This window comes from Candidatus Bipolaricaulota bacterium (assembly GCA_021159055.1).
GTDB lineage: Bacteria > Bipolaricaulota > Bipolaricaulia > UBA7950 > UBA9294 > S016-54.
Genome location: JAGGSO010000028.1, coordinates 1 through 16,196, shown reverse-complemented (window position 1 = coordinate 16,196; position 16,196 = coordinate 1). Strand labels below are relative to the sequence as shown.

Genomic DNA, 16,196 nt, shown 5'->3' with positions numbered 1-16,196 from the left:
CCTCGAACGGGTAAGCTTTACCTTCTATGCTATCGGGCAGAACAGCGCAAGACCGCGAAGTGCCTCATTGAAAAAGTTACCGAAGTCGGGACGAATTCCTCAAAATTTGGGTTACCCGACCGGGAAGGAGGGAAAGGTGACCCGCAACAGTATTCAGGTCCACATCGAGCATGAGAACTGAGCAGCAGTGAGAAGGTTGATCGGACATGCGTCACCTGGGTATCGGAAGACATTGTCGCAGACAAGCTGCGCTGCTACGAACGCCGCGATTTTTCGTAGTGGCGGGGCTTGTCCCCGCCATCATCGGAATCGCTATCGAAACGTCGCAGACAAGGGGCGACGGGACGGGATATTCGACCTTACGTAGCGGCGGGCCCTGTACCCGCCGGTCCGTTTCGTCGCACACAGGGTGCGACGCTACATCCGTGGGAACTACGTAAGATGTGTTTATCCACAGCGTTGTCGTTTTCTGTAGTGGCGGAGCTTGCCTCCCCATGGCTTGCTGCGGGGGATCCAACGGAGGTCGTTTATAAACAAGAACCTGAGTAAGCTGTAAAGGTGCAATGGGTAACCTAAATTCTGAGGCACCGCCTAGCCCTTCGGTAACCCACTCTTTTGAGGCATCACGGACCGACTTTCCGGTTGTATCCACCGGGGAGATCGCAAGAGCCGGGCAAAGTCCTGCTTCCTCATCTCCTGCCAGGGGATCGAACGCCAGCCAGACGAGATCGCCACGGGCGGGGGCGTGATCGGCCGGCACTACCAGGCCTCCCTCCCGCGCGGTGCCCCGGTGGAAATCTCCCTGTGTAGGTTATCAATGGGCCGTTCTGCGGTGCAATGACGTGGACATTTGCTGTATGGCCCGCAGCCCGCGCGAGTCAGGACGTGGAGGAGCTCTTCTCCACCCCCACCCGCCGAGTTCAGATCCTTGCCCGCGGTTTATCGATACCGGGCCGATGTTGATTTTTTGTAAACATGATCCTTAAGTAGTATCATATTCTTGTTTCAAAATTCAGGTTTTCAAAAAGGAGAAAACATGAAAAAGCGATTCAGTGTCATCGGGCTCATTGGTCTTTCCGTCACTGCTGCCGGGTTGATAACCCTGGCGTTTTTCATTGGGTCGTGGACCGGTGGTTCGGGGAAGGTCGAGATCGCAGGCGCGTTCGGAGCCGTTCCAGAGGCGATAACAGGAACGACGAGCAGGGTCGAATACAAGATCAGCATCCCCGGAACCAGTGCCTCCATCGCCGGGGTGTCCGTGGTCTTTTCTTCACCGAGCCGGTACGTCATCTTCGAGCCAGTTTCGGGTTCCGTTACGACCGATTCTAACGGCGTGGCCGGGATAGAAGTTATCGCCAAAGCGGATGCTCCAACATGGCTTAGGACGACCACAATAGAGGCAACATGCACCGTCGGGGACCTAAACGTGTCAGGCAAAACAGAGCCTCTCTCGATAAAGGCCGGCTAACGGGTTTGGCTTAGAACTTTGGCCGAGTCGACCAAAGATCTCTGGCCATCCTTAGGCACACAGGCTCTAAGCATGGAGCCATGAGGAAGATCAGCGATTCCCACGGTCCTTTGTCGATCTCGGCGATATCCTCCTTACAGCCCGTTTATCTCTCTGTTGGGATCCTCCCAGAGGCGAGGGGGCGAGGCCCCCAGCCCGGGCGGGGGGCCGATGATCTCCGCCAGGACGAGGGCGACCCGCGCGTCCTCCTCCAGGAGCTGTTGGATGAGCTCGATCAGCTTCTCTTCAGCGATCACGCCTTCTTCTCCTCACGATGGGGCTTCTCTTCGCCCTTCTTTCCTAATCCCTCGCGCATCTGGGTGTCGGCCTGGATGTTGCGGAGGCGGTAGTAGTCCATTACCCCGAGGTTGCCAGACCTGAACGCCTCGGCGATCGCGCGGGGGACCTCCGCCTCGGCCTCGACCACCGCCGCCCGCATCTCCTGCTCCTTGGCGACGGCCATCGCTCTCCGCCCCTCGGCCTTGGCCCGGGCGACCTTCAGGTCGGCCTCAGCCTGATCGGTCTGGAGCATTGCGCCGATGTTCTTCCCCACGTCGACGTCGGCGATGTCGATCGACAGGATCTCGAACGCCGTCCCCGAGTCGAGCCCCTTGTTGAGGACGAGGGTAGAGATCTTGTCCGGGTTTTCCAGGACCTCCTTGTGCGATCGGGCCGATCCGATCGCCGAGACGATCCCCTCGCCCACCCGGGCGAGTATCGTCTCCTCGGTCGCCCCTCCCACGAGCCGGTCGATGTTCGCCCGGACCGTCACTCTGGCGATGGCGAACAACTGGATCCCGTCGGCGGCGACTGCGCCGACCTTCGGGGTCTCGATCACGCGGGGATTGACCGACATCGTCACTGCATCGAGGACGTCGCGCCCGGCGAGGTCGATCGCCGCCGCCCGCTGGAAGTTGAGCGGGATCTCCGCCTTGTCGGCCGAGATCAGTGCTCGTACGACCCTGTCGACGTTCCCTCCAGCCAGATAGTGGGCTTCGAGATCCGAAGCCGCAAGCTGAATCCCCGCCTTCCAAGCCGCGATCATCGGCCCGATCACCCGGTGCGGGTTGACCTTCCGGAGCCGCATTCCAACAAGCGTCAGCGGTCCGACCGGCACCCCAGCGGCCAATGCAGAAATCCACAGGCCGACGGGCACGAAGTAGAAGAACAACCACAGAACAAGAAGAATCGCTATACCAGGTATTAGATAAGTCACCATCTTATTTCCCCTCCCCTTTCTTTCGGACGACCTTCCGGTAGCCCTCATCCTTTCTTACCACGATTGGGGTCCCCTTGGGAAGGTACCCCTCTTCACACACGACATCGGTTATCTCGCCGTTGAATCGGCCTTTCCCCACCGGGCGGAGGTCGGTCATCGCCGTCCCCTCGCGCCCTACCCAGAGGCTTTCCGTCCCTTCTTTTCGTGTCTTGGGAAACGCTTTCCCAGTGATCGCCTGTGCCAGGATCACCCCGCCGAAGCGGAGGCGCGTCTTCGGGAGCCGGGTGATCAGGACCACAACCCCCACGAGAGCGACTGCAATCCCCCCTGAGACCGCTCCCACCGCCCGCCCGGCGGCTCCCGGTTCGGTGAACGGGCCGACCATCGACGTGTAGAAGCCGAGACCGATCAACACGAGGCCGGTCAGGCCGGCCAGCCCGAAGTCGGAGGCGGTGAAGACGAATATCTCAAGGAGTATTGCCACCAGCCCGGCGAGGAGGAAGATGACCGACTCCCACCCGGCGAGCCCGACGATGAAATGGGACCAGAAGAACACGCCCAGGGAGAGGATCCCGACGATCCCCGACACCCCGAACCCCGGGATCAGCATCTCCACGATCAGGCCGAGTATCCCGACGGTGATCAGGATCGCCCCGATCCAGGGGATGGTCAGGGTCTCCACTACGCCGTCGATCCACCGCCGGGAGAAGCGAACCGTCTTTGCTCCGCCGAGCCCTTCCGCCCTCAGGACCGCCTCCAGGCTTTCGGCCTCCCCGTCGGAGTAGCCCCACTGCAACGCCTCATCGGCGGTCAGGGTGAGGAGCTTCCCCGACTCGATCAGCCCCTCGATCGCTACGTCGCGATCGACCATCGCCTCGGCGATCTCCGGCGGGCGGGCTCGCACCTCGGCCGTGGCGCGGAAGAGCTTCCGCGTCGCCGAAACGATCTTCTCCGGCGCTTCCACCGGCTTTCCTCCCTCAAAATAGACCGGAGTGGCTGCGCCCATCACCCCGCCGGGGGCAAAGTAGATCCTCTCACAAGCGATGGCAAGGAGTGCACCGGCGGAGTAGGCCTCGCGGTCGACGTAGGCGATCGTCGGGATCTGCGCATCGAGGATCGCGTTCCGAATCGCGCCGGCCGAGTCGAGGTAGCCGCCCGGGGTGGAGAGGACAAACACCACCGCCTGGGCCCCTTCCGCCTCCGCCTCGCTCAGCCCCTCGCGCACGTAAGAAACCGTCCCCCTCCCGATCTCCCTGTCGATCGATAGGATCCATACCGGGCTGGCTTGTTGGGAGACCCCGAAGAAGCAGGGGAGGAGGCCGAACAGAATTACCAAGATAATCAGGGAAATCTTCATAAAAACATAATAGAATAACTCGACCGGGCTTGTCAAGTTAGGTAAAGATCAGAAATTGGGCTGCGCCGTGGCCGTAACCAGAAATCCTCGACCGCAAATCGCGCCGACCCTCGATAGTCTCCCCGATCGTTTCTTCCCCCGAGCCTTGCTCTGGTACGATTGCAATGCGATGACTGCGCCCGGCTCCATTCCCTCCTCGATTGGATCGCCCGGTGACGGGGCATCGGCAGAGGAGGCATGCTCGGCGTTTATCCCGATCGCGAACCGCAATTCTCCCGGGATTTTCCGCTTTCAGGTGCGCGCGGACCGCGTCGGTGACCCCAGTCTAATCCCGCATCGGATCGCGTCTTGACACGGTTGAGGCCGCAAGTTACAATAACGCCCAATCGGCTTTGCGCCAGCGTAGCTCAATTGGTAGAGCAACTGACTTGTAATCAGTAGGTTGCCAGTTCGAGTCTGGCCGCTGGCTCCGGTTGTTATTTGTTGGAGGGGTACCGAAGTGGCCAAACGGGGCGGACTGTAAATCCGTTGGCGGACGCCTTCGGGGGTTCGAATCCCTCCCCCTCCAATTGGCGGTCGTTTGGGCTTTCGGTTACACTATAGTTTTGTGACGGTCGAATGCCCGTGTAGCTCAGGCGGTAGAGCACCCCCTTGGTAAGGGGGAGGTCATCGGTTCGACTCCGATCGCGGGCTTTTGCTTGCGGCGGGAGCGGCCATCAAGCGAAATAAACGTCGCGCCAAGATCAACAGGAGGTTTAAGAAGATGGCAAAAGAGCATTTTGAGAGGACGAAGCCTCACCTGAACATCGGAACGATCGGACATATCGATCACGGGAAGACGACGCTCACCTCGGCGATCACCAAGGTGCTCGCCGCGCAGGGTAAGGCGAAGGCGCTCGACTTCTACGATATCGATAACGCGCCGGAGGAGAAGGAGCGCGGAATCACGATCAACGTGCGGCACGTCGAGTACGAGACGGAGAACCGTCACTACGCGCACATCGACTGCCCGGGGCACGCTGACTACATCAAGAACATGATCACCGGTGCCGCTCAGATGGACGGGGCGATCCTCGTCGTCGCGGCGACGGACGGACCGATGCCCCAGACGCGCGAGCACGTGCTCCTCGCTCGTCAGGTGAACGTGCCGGCGATCGTCGTGTTCCTCAACAAGATCGACATGGTCGACGATCCCGAGCTGATCGACCTGGTGGAGATGGAGGTGCGCGAGCTCCTCAACGAGTACGAGTTCCCGGGCGACGAGGTCCCGGTGATCCGCGGCTCGGCCCTGAAGGCGATGGAGAGCGGCGATCCGAACTCGCCGGAGTGCAAGCCGATCCTCGAGCTGATGGAGGCGGTGGACAACTACATCCCGCTCCCGGACCGCGAGGAGGACAAGCCGTTCCTGATGCCGATCGAGGACATCTTCTCCATCAAGGGGCGCGGTACCGTGGTGACCGGGCGCGTCGAGCGCGGCAAGATCACTCCGGGGATGGAGGTGGAGATCGTCGGGATCAGCGATGAAATCAAAAAGACGGTCGCCACCAGCCTGGAGATGTTCAACAAGACGCTCGACTACGCGATCGCGGGTGACAACGTGGGGATCCTTCTGCGCGGAATCGAGAAGGACGAGGTACAGCGCGGGCAGGTCGTGGCTGCACCGAAGACGATCACCCCGCACACGAAGTTCGAGGGCGAGGTGTACATCCTGAGCAAGGACGAAGGCGGACGCCACACCCCGTTCTTCGACGGGTATAAGCCGCAGTTCTTCTTCCGCACCACCGACGTGACCGGTACGGTTCACCTCCCCGAAGGGGTGGAGATGGTGATGCCGGGCGATAACGTCAAGATCATCGCTGAGCTGATCCACCACGTGGCGATGGATGAGGGGCTCCGGTTCGCGATCCGCGAGGGCGGGCGCACCGTCGGGGCCGGCGTTGTCACCAAGATCATCGAATAAGGGATAGATCATGGCCAAGAAAGGGGAAGTCGTCATCACGGTCACGCTCGCGTGCAGCGAGTGTGGGCGGCGCAACTATCACACGAAGCGGAACAAGCGGAATACCCCGGATAAGTTGCAGTTGAACAAGTACTGCCGCCACTGCCAGCGACACACCCTGCACAAGGAGGTCTAGGAAACTAGACCATAGGCCCGTAGCTCAACTGGCAGAGCGTCCGACTCCAAATCGGAAGGCTGGGGGTTCGAGTCCTCCCGGGCCTGTTAGAACCGCAATTGAAGGAGAGAGTGGATGGTTGAGAAGTTAAAAAATTACCTGCAAGGGGTCCGCAACGAGGTCAAGCGGGTGAGCTGGCCGACCCGTCAGGAGGTCATCTCATTCACCATATTGGTCATCATCCTCGTCTTTGTCCTCACCCTCTACATCTGGGGAGTGGATCGGATCATCGAAGCCATCCTCAGGGTCCTGGTCCGGTAGAGGCGGAGAACCATGCGCATGAAGAAATGGTACGCCATTCAAACCTATGCCGGCTCGGAGCTGAAGGTCAAAGAGGACCTGAACGAGCGTGTACGCAAGCTCGGCTGGGAGAAGGCGTTCGAACGATTCAACGTGGACGGGGAGGAGACGTTCTTCCTCGTCCCGGTGGAGGAGGTGATCACCTCCCGCTCCCGGCGGGGCGGGGGAATGGAGTACCGGGTCCCGTACGAGTACGATCTCGTTGCCAAACCGAACGAACGGATCGCTCGTGGCGATGTGATCGCGCGCAAGCCTCCCAAGCACATGGAAGAGGACGCCACGATCGTTAAGTCTGAACCATTGCAGCGAGTGATTATTGAGATGACGAACCGGAACGAGGAGGTCTACCTCATCCCGGCGGATAAGAAGATACGCCGCGACATCCGGGTGGGGGAGAAGATCAGAAACGGCGTTCCCCTCACCATCGACTCCGATGAGCGGTACACGGTGGCGAACAAGGGGAAGATCGTGCTGCGGGACAAGGTGCGGCGGGTGACGTTTGAGTACAAGAACGGAAAGACGAAGACCCGCATCATCCCGGAGAAGGTGCTCGTTAAAGCGCGTGAGGGGGCGAAGCTCAAGAAGGGCGATCTCATCGAGAAGGAAGACCATATTCAGAGCCGCGCCACCGGGCTCCTTAAGGTGAAGGAGTACAAGGACAAGCGCGTGGTTACGATCCAGCGGATCGAGAAGCGGCGCCTGTTTCCGGGATACGTGTTCGCGCGCATGGGGTTGGACGACGAGCAGATGATGGAGCTGATCGACGGGGTCCGCGGCGCGGTCCGCTACGTCGGCTCCAAGTTCAAGCCGATGCCGATCGAGGGGCCGGAGATGCGCCTGATCAAGCGGAAGGCCGGCCTGCTCGAGATCCCGGCGGGAGCGGGTGCTCCGGCTGGCGGTAGCGGAGAGCCGAAGATCGAGGTCGACTTCAACGTGGGCGAGGTCGTGGAGATCGTGGAAGGCCCGTTCGCCGACTTCACCGGGGAGATCAAGGAGATCGACAAGGAAGCCGAGGAAGTGACGGTGATGGTGAAGATCTTCGGGCGGGAGACTCCGGTGCGGCTCGGGTTCGAGGGGATTGAGAAGCTGTAATTTGGGGTAGGAGGTAGGATGGCCAAGAAAGTAGTAGCGAAGATAAACCTGCAGATCCCAGCGGGGCAGGCGACTCCGGCCCCTCCGGTCGGTCCGGCACTGGGTGAGCACAAGCTGAACATCATGGACTTCTGCAAGAAGTTCAACGAGGCGACGAAGAACGAGACCCCGGGGGTGATCATCCCGGTCGTCATCTCGGTGTACATGGATCACACGTTCGACTTCGTCCTCAAGCAGCCGCCGGCAGCGGAGTTGATTAAAATGGCGGCGGGGATAAAATCTGGGTCTCCGGAGCCGAACCGAGTGAAGGTCGCCAAGATCTCGATGGAGCAGGTGCGGCGGATTGCCGAGCGCAAGCTCCCCGATTTGAACACCTACAAGCTCGAATCGGCGATCGAGATCATCAAGGGGACGGCGAGGAACATGGGCGTTGAGGTGGTCGAGTCGTGAAACACGGAAAGCGTTACGCGGCAGCGGCCGCTCTGATCGAGCGGCAACGTGCCTACAGTATCGATGAAGCGATCGAGAAGATGAAGGCCTCCGCTACGGCGGGGTTCGACGAGACCGCAGAGATCGCGATCAACCTCGGGATCAAACCGAGCCAAACGATCGTGCGCGGGACGTGCACCCTCCCCCACGGGACCGGCAAGACGGTACGGATCCTCGCCTTTGCCAAGGGTGAAGCCCAGAAGGAGGCGGAGGAGGCAGGGGCCGATTACGTCGGGGGAGAGGACCTGGCGAAGAAGATCCAGGAGGGCTGGCTCGACTTCGACAAGGTCGTCGCCACTCCGGACATGATGCCCGTAGTGGGAAAACTCGGTAAGATTCTGGGGCCGCGCGGCTTGATGCCGAGCCCGAAGACGGGCACGGTCACCAAGGACATCGGCCGGGTGATCCGCGAGCTGAAGAAGGGGATGGTCGAGTTCCGCACCGATCGATACGGGGTGATTCACTCCGTATTCGGCAAGGTGTCGTTCGACAAGGAAGCACTGCGGGAGAACCTGATCGCGTTTGTCCGCAGCGTGCTCGACCGGCGGCCGGAGGAAGGCGTGAAGGGACGCTACATCAAGAAGGTGGCGATCTCTTCGACGATGGGGCCGGGGATCACCCTCGACCTTGGGGAGCTGCTGCAGGCGGCGGAAGAAGCAGGCTAGGAGTACGAGATGCCGACGCAAGCGAAGATAGAAGAGGTAAACCGCCTGAAAGACATGTTTGAGCGGGCCAGCGCGTTGGTTCTGGCCGACTATCGTGGCCTGACGGCCAACGAGATGGTCGAGTTGCGGGCGCGGTTCACGAAGCAGGGGCTGGAGTTCCGCGTTGTCAAGGATACCCTGGCACGGATCGCGGCGGAGCAGGCCGGGCTCGAGGGGCTGGCCGATCTCTTCACCGGGCCGATCGGAGTCGCTGTCGGGTACGACGATCCCGTGCTGGCGTTCAAGCTGGCGGAGGAGTGCCGCAAGACCTACACCCCGCGCTACAACCTGAAGGGCGGGGTCTTCCAGGGGGAGATCGTCCCCGAGGAGGAGATCGAGCGCTACTCCAAGCTCCCATCGCGGGAGGAGCTGCTGGCGAAGTTGGCGATGCTCCTGCAGAGCCCGATGCGCGCCCTGGCGGTCATGTTGAAGGCGAAGATCAGGGAACTGGCCATCGTCCTCAACGAGGTCCGAATAAAACGAGAAGAACAAACGAAGGAGGAGTAGATAATGGGTAAAGAGGAGATCCTTCAGGAAATTGAGAACATGTCCGTGAAGGACCTGGCCGATCTGGTCGAGATGATCGAGGAGCGGTTCAACGTCTCCGCGGCGATGGCCGCACCGGTGGCGGTCGCTGCTGCCCCGGGAGCCGCCGGCGGCGAGGGCGGGGAAGAGGCCGCACCGGAGACGTACAAGGTCGTCCTTACCAACCCCGGCCAGAAGAAGATTCAGGTCATCAAGGAGATAAAGGAGATCACCGGCAAGGGCCTGAAGGAATGCAAGGAGCTCGTCGACAACCTCCCGGCAGTGATCAAGGAAGGGGTCAGCCCGGAGGAGGCGACGAGCCTCAAGGAGAAATTGGAGGCGGCGGGAGCTGAGATCGAACTTAAGCAGTAAGTCTCGACGTTTCCACAGGTTTCGTTGCGGACTGCCTTAGGGCTTCGTCGCCTTAGGGCAGTGCGCTTTGTTGGGGGAGATCATGGAATATCGTGTGCGGCGCTCGTACGGGCGGATCAAGGAGATCGTTCCGCCCCCGTATCTGTTGCAGGACGTGCGGGATTCGTTCGATCGGTTCATCACGGAGGGGATAAAGCGGGCGTTCGACGACATATCCCCGATCGAGGGGCATGGCAAAGACAATCTGAGGCTGGAGTTCGTTGATCCCTACCTCGGTGAGCCCCGCAACACGGAGCAGGAGTGTAAGGACAAGGACCTGACCTACTCCCGCCCGCTGCGGGTGACCGCCCGGCTGTTCCAGGAGGATACGCTCATTCAAGAAACCGAGCTGTACATCGGGGACTTTCCGATGATGACCAACCGGGGGACGTTCATCATCAACGGCTCGGACAACGCGCTCGTCAACGAGCTCACCCGTTCCCCGGGGGTTTACTTCGTGAACGAGGATAAGAACCAGTATATGGGGCATATCCTCCCCGAGCTCGGGGCATGGTTGGAGATCGTCCTCGACACGCGCCGCGGGCTCATCCGCGCAAACCTCGATCGGAAGGGGAAGGTGCTCGTTACCGTGCTTCTCAAGGCGCTCGGGTTTACCGAGGCGTGGATCCGCCGCTACTACAGCTTTGAGGTCTCCCCGGTTACCGTGAAAAAGCTGGAGCCGTACGTCGGCTACCGTGCCGCGGTCGAGGTGAAAAAGGGAGACGAGCTCCTCCTCGCCGCAGGGGAGATGCTGCAGAAGGAGCACCTCTCTGTCCTGGAGAAGGCAGGGATCGAGTCGATCCGCCTGGTGGATAAGTACATCCAGAAGACCCTGGATGAGGACCAGGTCATGACGCAGGAGGACGCGGTGCGCATGGTCTACCACCGCCTCCGCCCTTCCGACCGTGCCTCCCTCGCCCAGATGGGAGAGTACTTCGAGAACCTGTACTTCCATCCGGCGAGCTATCACCTGTCCGAGGTCGGACGGTTCAAGGTGAACCGGAAGCTTGGATTACAGCTCAAGAAACCGGTCCTCTACCCGGCCGACATCGTGCGCACGATAAAGGTCCTCCTCCGGGTCCCGGAGGATCCGTCGCTGATCGACGAGAAGGACCACCTGGCGAACAAGCGGGTCCGTCTCCCGGGAGAACTGGCCGAAAATGCACTCCGCACCGGGCTCGCCCGCATGGCCCGCATCGCGCGGGATAAGCTATCCAAGTACGCCCTGGAGGAGAAGGACACGATCCGGCGGATCATCTCCACCCGGACCGTGCAGGGGGCGATCAATCAGCTGTTCTACACCGGGAGGTTCTCCCAGTTCCTCGAGCAGACGAACCCCCTTACCGAGCTGACCCACAAGCGCCGGTTGAACGCGCTCGGCGGCGGGTTGACCAAGCGCCGCGCCAAGATCGAGGTGCGCGATGTCCACCCCTCCCACTACGCGCGCATCTGTCCGATCGAGACTCCGGAGGGACAGAACATCGGGCTGATCACCTCCCTTGCCGTCTATGCCCGGGTGAACGAGTACGGATTCCTCGTCGCCCCCTACCGCCGGGTGGTGAACGGGAGGGTGACCGACGAGATCGTCTACCTGATGGCCGACGAGGAAGAGCGCTACAGGATCACCCCGGCGACCACTCCGGTCGACGCCGACGGGCGCATCCTCGGAGAGCGGGTTGAGGTGAGGACCGGGCGCGAGGAGGTGCGGCTCGAGCTGCCGGAGAACGTCGATTTTATCGGGGTCTCCCCCAAGGCACTCGTCGGGGTATCGGCCGCGTTGATCCCGTTCCTGGAGCATGATGACTCCAACCGCGCATTGATGGGGGCGAACATGCAGCGCCAGGCCGTCCCGCTACTGCGACCGGAGGCACCGCTCGTCGGGACCGGACTCGAGTTTCAGGCGGCGATGGACTCGGGGATGCTCATCGTCGCCGAGGAGGACGGAGAGGTGGTCGAGGTCGACGCCCGTCAGATCGTGGTCAAACACGGACGGAAGAAGAAGGTCTACCACCTCGTCAACTTCGAGCGCTCCAACCAGGACACGATCCTCCACCACCGCCCAGTGGTGCACGTCGGGGACAAGGTGAAGAAGGGTGACCTCCTCGCCGACGGGCCGTCGAGCGACATGGGGGAGCTCGCCCTGGGGAGGAACCTGCTGGTGGCGATCCTCCCGTATGAGGGGTACAACTACGAGGACGCGATCGTCATCTCCGAGCGGCTCGTGCGCGAGAACCTGCTCGACTCGATTCACATCGAGGAGTTCGAGGTGAAGGCAGAGGAGACGAAGCTCGGCCCGGAGGAGATCACCGCCGACATCCCCAATATCTCCAAGGAGGACCTGAAGAACCTCGACGAGGACGGGATAGTCCGTGTGGGGACGGTCGTCCGCACCGGCGACATCCTGGTGGGGAAGATCACCCCTAAGGGTGAGTCCGAGCCGACTCCGGAGGAGAAGATATTCCGCTCCATCTTCGGGGAGCGGGCGAGGAACGTGAAGAACACCTCGCTGCGCATGCCGCCGGTGTCGGGGACGGCGAAGGTGATCAAGGTGAAGAAGTTCTCGCGCGCGAACGGGGACGAGCTCGACGCCGGGGTGAACGAGCTGGTGAAGGTGTTCGTCGCCCAGCGCAAGACGATCTCCGTCGGAGACAAGCTCTCCGGCCGCCATGGGAACAAGGGAGTGATCTCGACAATCCGTCCGATCGAGGAGATGCCGTTCCTCCCTGACGGAACACCGGTCGACGTCGTCCTCAACCCGATGGGGGTTCCATCCCGCATGAACCTGGGGCAGATCTTCGAGACGAGCCTCGGTTGGCTTGCCAAGCTCCGAAACGAGTACGTCGCCACCCCGATCTTCGACGGGGCGCAAGAGGATGAAATCCTGAACGATCTTCATGAAGAGCGGGAGAAGGCCGGGATCGCCCACGGTGACAACTACGACGGAAAGGTGACCCTGCGCGATGGGCGGACCGGCGAACCGTACGCCCGCCCGATCACTGCGGGGTACATGTACATCCTCAAGCTCGAGCACATCGCCGACGAGAAGATCCATGCCCGCTCGACCGGTCCCTACGCGCTGATCACCCAGCAGCCGCTCGGGGGGAAGGCGCAGTTCGGCGGCCAGCGCCTCGGAGAGATGGAGGTGTGGGCGCTCGAGGCGTACGGAGCCGCGGCCCTGTTGCAGGAGATGCTCACCGTGAAGTCGGACGACACGCGAGGGCGGATCCAGCTGTACAAGGCGATCCTGAAGGGAGAGGAGTTCCCCAAGCCCGGGCTCCCCGAGTCGTTCAAGGTCCTGTTGCGGGAGCTGCGCAGCCTCGCCCTGTACCCGCGTATCTACGACCGAAATGACCACGAGATCGAGATCAACTGACGCCCTGGTGCGGGAGTACTGCGCCGGGGTTGTCCTCTACTCCGGGGAAGGGGAGAACAGGCGGTACCTGATCCTCCGCCACCGAAACGGCGGTCACTGGAGCCTCCCCAAGGGGCATATCGAGCCCGGGGAGAGCGAAGAGGAAGCGGCATTACGGGAGATGCGGGAAGAGACCGGGATCTGTCATGTGGAGATCGTCCCCGGTTTCCGCGCCGCCAGCCACTATTCCTTTTCCCGCCGCGGCGTGCCGGTGGAGAAGGAGGTCGTCTACTTCCTCGGGAGGACTGAGGAGACGGACGTGCGGCTCTCCAAGGAGCATGCGGACTGGCGCTGGGCTGAGTACGACGAGGCGCTTCGCACCCTGACCTACGACGACACCCGACAGGTGCTGCGCCAGGCAGAGGAGTGGCTCAAAAGCTCTTGAATACCCGTGCCGACGGGCGGCCGGGGGCGGAGAGCTCGAGATCGAGGAAGTAACCGAATGGGGTCTGGAATGCCTCGTATCCCGCGTCCTTGAGCCGTGTCTCCGCTCCGGCGAGGACCCGCGCGGCGAACTCGGGGGATGCTTTGGTATCAGAAAGATGGGCGAAGGAGTGGAGGATGATCCGCTTCGTTTCGTTCTTCCGCGCCGCCCACTTCAGGTTCTTGACGAGCTTCGTCTCCATCCCAGCGGGGTCTTGCTCGTCCGCCGCCTCGAAGTGGATGAACCCGACGAGCGCGTCTTCGATCTCTACGGACTCGTCCTTGTCCGGTGCTGTCTCCACCGTCTTCAGGGTTGTACGGTACCCGAATCGCTCTGCATAGACCAAGAGAAGCTTCATCCCTTTCCTCCTTGTCCGGATGTTATGCCCCAATGTGGCAGAACGCAAGGCGTGCACGATACTGACGGAGGGGAACCCTGATCTCCGGTCACGGCTCTCCATAGGCGATGTTCTCTTCGTCGTAGCAGAACGTGACCACGACCGGCCAGTGGTCCGACGCCCACCCCGGTGGGGCGGAGTGATCGATCTGCACCTCCGTGAGGCGGGAGTACAGACCGGAGCTGACCAGGATGAAGTCGATCTGGGAGAGCGCATCCCCCGGATCGTACCGCCCGTTCCTGTTCCGATCGTACCACGCGGTGTAGCGCTCGGACTGGGGGATGCGATCGCAGGCATTGTGCAGCTCGTCTCCGGGACGGGTCGGATCAGGATCCTTGAGGGTTTTGAGTACGATCGAGATCGGGCGGTCTGAGCTTGCGTCAAGCACTGTTCCGTCGAAGTCATTCATGTCGCCGAGTACGATCACTTCCCGCCCCTGGCGAAGCGCGTCCCGTGCCAGGCGCGCGATTACCAGCGCCTGGGCCTCGCGCTTCACCGCCCGGTCGCAGCGGTCGGGGAAGGCGAGGAAGTGGACCCCAATAACCGTTACCGGGATCACCCCAATCTCGAGCTCGGCCCAGTAGTTCTTGGAAACCCCTTTGCTCCCGCTCTTGCAAGTTAGATTAGAACTGAATATCGGGTACTTCGCCCGCGCGTCCGTTCGTCCGACCCGGTCCGGAGGGATGCGGGACAGAGCGGCGACGTCCTGTCCGGTCGCGGTGTCACGCCCCTGGACGAAGATCTGCTCGTACCCGAACGCAGAGAGGAGATCGGCAAGCCGCCCCAGTATGCGGGCGTCCTCTACCTCCTCGAGGCTGACGTAGTCGGCCCCGAGCGCGGCGATGACCGATCCGATCCGCGCGAGGTGGGCATCAGCCGCGGTCGGGCTTGTCCAGGGAGCGAAGCGGTCGTTCACCCCGTCGAACAGCCACTCCGCGTTGAATGCTGCAATCGTGAAGCTGCCCGTTTGGATCCCCGCGCATAAGACGGTGGTCAGCGCCACATAACCCACCAAGAAAAACATGCCGCTCAGGAACCGCTTGTATTTAAACATCGTCTGCCTCGCCTTCCATCGAAAAAGAGGACCCTGCTTAAGGCTTTGTGAACGTGAGACGGTCGTGGTCCTTCACCACCCCGGGGAAGCGGAGGACGCGGTTGTGCATCACTACGTAGACTCCGGGTGGGATGAGGCGGGCGGCGAGTAGGGACTCGGTCACGTTCTGCACCGCGTCGGTGTCGCGGAATTCGTACGGGCGCATCGCCCCGGTGAGGATGATCGGGATCCGGAGTTCCGCCAGTTCCCGATGCAGTAGTTCTCCTGTCTTGGACAGGGTGTCGGTCCCGTGCAGGATCACGATCGCATCCGACTCTGGGAGCATCCGGCGCACCTCGTCCAAGATCCTGCGGCGATCCTCCTCGGTCATCTCAAGTGAGTCCTTGAACACGACCTTCTTGTAGGTGACGTCGAGGTCGGGGAGACGGAGGGTGGAGAGCATCTTCGGGAGGATGGTGTGGTAGTTGCGGAGCGAACCATCATGTTCGTTGTACGTCTTTTCGATCGTACCACCGGTTGTCAGAATCGTGATCTTCATCTTCGGCGAGGATTATCCCACGTACGCTGTGGTCGGTCAATGGAAGATGGCGATCCCCAGCAGGCCCGCTGCGATGATGATGAGCACCGGGTGCACTCTCCTTCCGGCGAACAGCATGGCGAGGAACGCAGCGGCAGCGATCCCGCCGGTGGTGAGTCCATCGATGGAGACCGATCCAAAGGTGTAGACGGAATAGATGATAAGGGCGAGGATTCCCGGGTGCAGCGCCAACTTCACGCGGTTGAGAGTATCTTTTGAGCGCAGGTGGGATACGGTGAGGGTGTACCCGATCAGAAGGAGGATCCCAGGGGTGATCACGGCGAGCGAGGCGAGAATGGCGCCGCCGATCCCACAGATCTTGTAGCCGGTCAGTGTGGCGGAGTTGATCGCGATCGGCCCCGGCGTCATCTGGGCGATGGGGATGACATCGCGCATCTGGGTTGCAGTCAGCCATCCGTGCACTGCGACGATCTCATGTTGGATGAGCGCGATGGTGGCGATCCCCCCGCCATAAGCGCTTATCCCGATCAAGAAGAAGCTTGCGAAGAGGTGAAACAACATCCCCATCTCGATTACCCTCCCTTGCCCTGTAT

The 16,196-nt window shown here is 61.4% G+C and carries 19 protein-coding genes and 4 tRNA genes; 16 read left to right on the top strand and 7 right to left on the bottom strand.

What is annotated here, in order from left to right:
- Together J7J55_01615 and J7J55_01610 are read left to right on the top strand one after the other, a co-directional pair.
- Positions 1–181: hypothetical protein (locus J7J55_01615; protein MCD6141401.1), on the top strand; the 181-nt coding region annotated here is incomplete at its 5' end.
- Between the two features lie 855 nt (positions 182–1,036).
- Positions 1,037–1,468: a hypothetical protein gene (locus J7J55_01610; protein MCD6141400.1), complete on the top strand. Its 432-nt coding sequence runs from the start codon at positions 1,037–1,039 to the stop codon at positions 1,466–1,468.
- Positions 1,469–1,602: 134 nt separating this feature from the next.
- Here the strand turns inward: J7J55_01610 and J7J55_01605 are convergent, their stop codons facing one another.
- From J7J55_01605 to J7J55_01595, 3 genes are read right to left on the bottom strand one after another with little or no spacing between them, the layout of a single operon-like run.
- Entirely contained in the window at positions 1,603–1,764 is a 162-nt protein-coding gene (locus tag J7J55_01605; protein MCD6141399.1) for a hypothetical protein, read from the bottom strand.
- Positions 1,761–2,726, bottom strand: coding sequence for a flotillin-like protein FloA (gene floA, locus J7J55_01600; GenBank protein MCD6141398.1), 966 nt, complete (start codon positions 2,724–2,726; stop codon positions 1,761–1,763). The genes J7J55_01605 and floA overlap by 4 nt, the downstream gene beginning before the upstream one ends.
- Position 2,727: 1 nt before the next feature.
- Positions 2,728–4,083: a hypothetical protein gene (locus tag J7J55_01595; GenBank protein ID MCD6141397.1), complete on the bottom strand. Its 1,356-nt coding sequence runs from the start codon at positions 4,081–4,083 to the stop codon at positions 2,728–2,730.
- A 396-nt stretch (positions 4,084–4,479) separates the two neighbouring features.
- On the opposite strand from J7J55_01595, the gene J7J55_01590 reads away from it, so the two are divergent.
- The 14 genes from J7J55_01590 to J7J55_01525 all read left to right on the top strand — a co-directional run bounded on the left by J7J55_01590 (position 4,480) and on the right by J7J55_01525 (position 13,575).
- A tRNA-Thr gene (locus J7J55_01590) sits at positions 4,480–4,552 on the top strand.
- Between the two features lie 16 nt (positions 4,553–4,568).
- A tRNA-Tyr gene (locus tag J7J55_01585) sits at positions 4,569–4,651 on the top strand.
- Positions 4,652–4,703: 52 nt separating this feature from the next.
- A tRNA-Thr gene (locus J7J55_01580) sits at positions 4,704–4,776 on the top strand.
- Between the two features lie 70 nt (positions 4,777–4,846).
- Positions 4,847–6,043 carry an elongation factor Tu gene (tuf, locus tag J7J55_01575; protein ID MCD6141396.1) on the top strand — a complete coding sequence of 399 codons (1,197 nt, stop codon included), beginning with the start codon at positions 4,847–4,849 and terminating at the stop codon, positions 6,041–6,043.
- A 10-nt stretch (positions 6,044–6,053) separates the two neighbouring features.
- On the top strand, positions 6,054–6,218 hold the full coding sequence (rpmG, locus tag J7J55_01570) for a 50S ribosomal protein L33 (protein MCD6141395.1): 165 nt from the start codon (positions 6,054–6,056) through the stop codon (positions 6,216–6,218).
- A gap of 13 nt (positions 6,219–6,231) precedes the next feature.
- Positions 6,232–6,304: transfer RNA gene (locus tag J7J55_01565), tRNA-Trp, on the top strand.
- 28 nt (positions 6,305–6,332) lie between these two features.
- Positions 6,333–6,518: a preprotein translocase subunit SecE gene (gene secE / locus J7J55_01560; protein ID MCD6141394.1), complete on the top strand. Its 186-nt coding sequence runs from the start codon at positions 6,333–6,335 to the stop codon at positions 6,516–6,518.
- A gap of 18 nt (positions 6,519–6,536) precedes the next feature.
- A complete protein-coding gene (locus J7J55_01555) occupies positions 6,537–7,649 on the top strand; it encodes a KOW motif-containing protein (protein ID MCD6141393.1) in 1,113 nt (370 codons plus the stop codon).
- An 18-nt stretch (positions 7,650–7,667) separates the two neighbouring features.
- Positions 7,668–8,099: a 50S ribosomal protein L11 gene (gene rplK / locus J7J55_01550; GenBank protein MCD6141392.1), complete on the top strand. Its 432-nt coding sequence runs from the start codon at positions 7,668–7,670 to the stop codon at positions 8,097–8,099.
- On the top strand, positions 8,096–8,803 hold the full coding sequence (locus J7J55_01545) for a 50S ribosomal protein L1 (protein MCD6141391.1): 708 nt from the start codon (positions 8,096–8,098) through the stop codon (positions 8,801–8,803). Before rplK ends, J7J55_01545 begins: the two co-directional genes overlap by 4 nt.
- Before the next feature lie 9 nt (positions 8,804–8,812).
- Positions 8,813–9,349 (top strand): 50S ribosomal protein L10, encoded by a 537-nt coding sequence (locus J7J55_01540; GenBank protein MCD6141390.1) that lies wholly within the window; start codon positions 8,813–8,815, stop codon positions 9,347–9,349.
- 3 nt (positions 9,350–9,352) lie between these two features.
- Positions 9,353–9,739, top strand: a complete 387-nt coding sequence (gene rplL / locus J7J55_01535) for a 50S ribosomal protein L7/L12 (GenBank protein ID MCD6141389.1) — start codon at positions 9,353–9,355, stop codon at positions 9,737–9,739.
- Between the two features lie 82 nt (positions 9,740–9,821).
- Entirely contained in the window at positions 9,822–13,151 is a 3,330-nt protein-coding gene (locus J7J55_01530) for a DNA-directed RNA polymerase subunit beta (GenBank protein ID MCD6141388.1), read from the top strand.
- Positions 13,126–13,575 carry an NUDIX domain-containing protein gene (locus J7J55_01525; GenBank protein ID MCD6141387.1) on the top strand — a complete coding sequence of 150 codons (450 nt, stop codon included), beginning with the start codon at positions 13,126–13,128 and terminating at the stop codon, positions 13,573–13,575. The genes J7J55_01530 and J7J55_01525 overlap by 26 nt, the downstream gene beginning before the upstream one ends.
- On the opposite strand, the gene J7J55_01520 is transcribed toward J7J55_01525, so the two are convergent.
- From J7J55_01520 to J7J55_01505, 4 genes are all read right to left on the bottom strand, one after another.
- Positions 13,562–13,972: a threonyl-tRNA synthetase editing domain-containing protein gene (locus J7J55_01520; protein MCD6141386.1), complete on the bottom strand. Its 411-nt coding sequence runs from the start codon at positions 13,970–13,972 to the stop codon at positions 13,562–13,564. The two genes, J7J55_01525 and J7J55_01520, sit on opposite strands and share 14 nt — an antisense overlap.
- A gap of 88 nt (positions 13,973–14,060) precedes the next feature.
- Complete coding sequence (locus tag J7J55_01515) at positions 14,061–15,065, bottom strand: endonuclease/exonuclease/phosphatase family protein (GenBank protein MCD6141385.1); 1,005 nt, start codon at positions 15,063–15,065, stop codon at positions 14,061–14,063.
- A gap of 37 nt (positions 15,066–15,102) precedes the next feature.
- Positions 15,103–15,603, bottom strand: a complete 501-nt coding sequence (locus J7J55_01510; protein MCD6141384.1) for an asparaginase — start codon at positions 15,601–15,603, stop codon at positions 15,103–15,105.
- A gap of 36 nt (positions 15,604–15,639) precedes the next feature.
- The coding region (locus tag J7J55_01505) for a chromate transporter (GenBank protein ID MCD6141383.1) at positions 15,640–16,196 on the bottom strand (557 nt) is incomplete at its 5' end.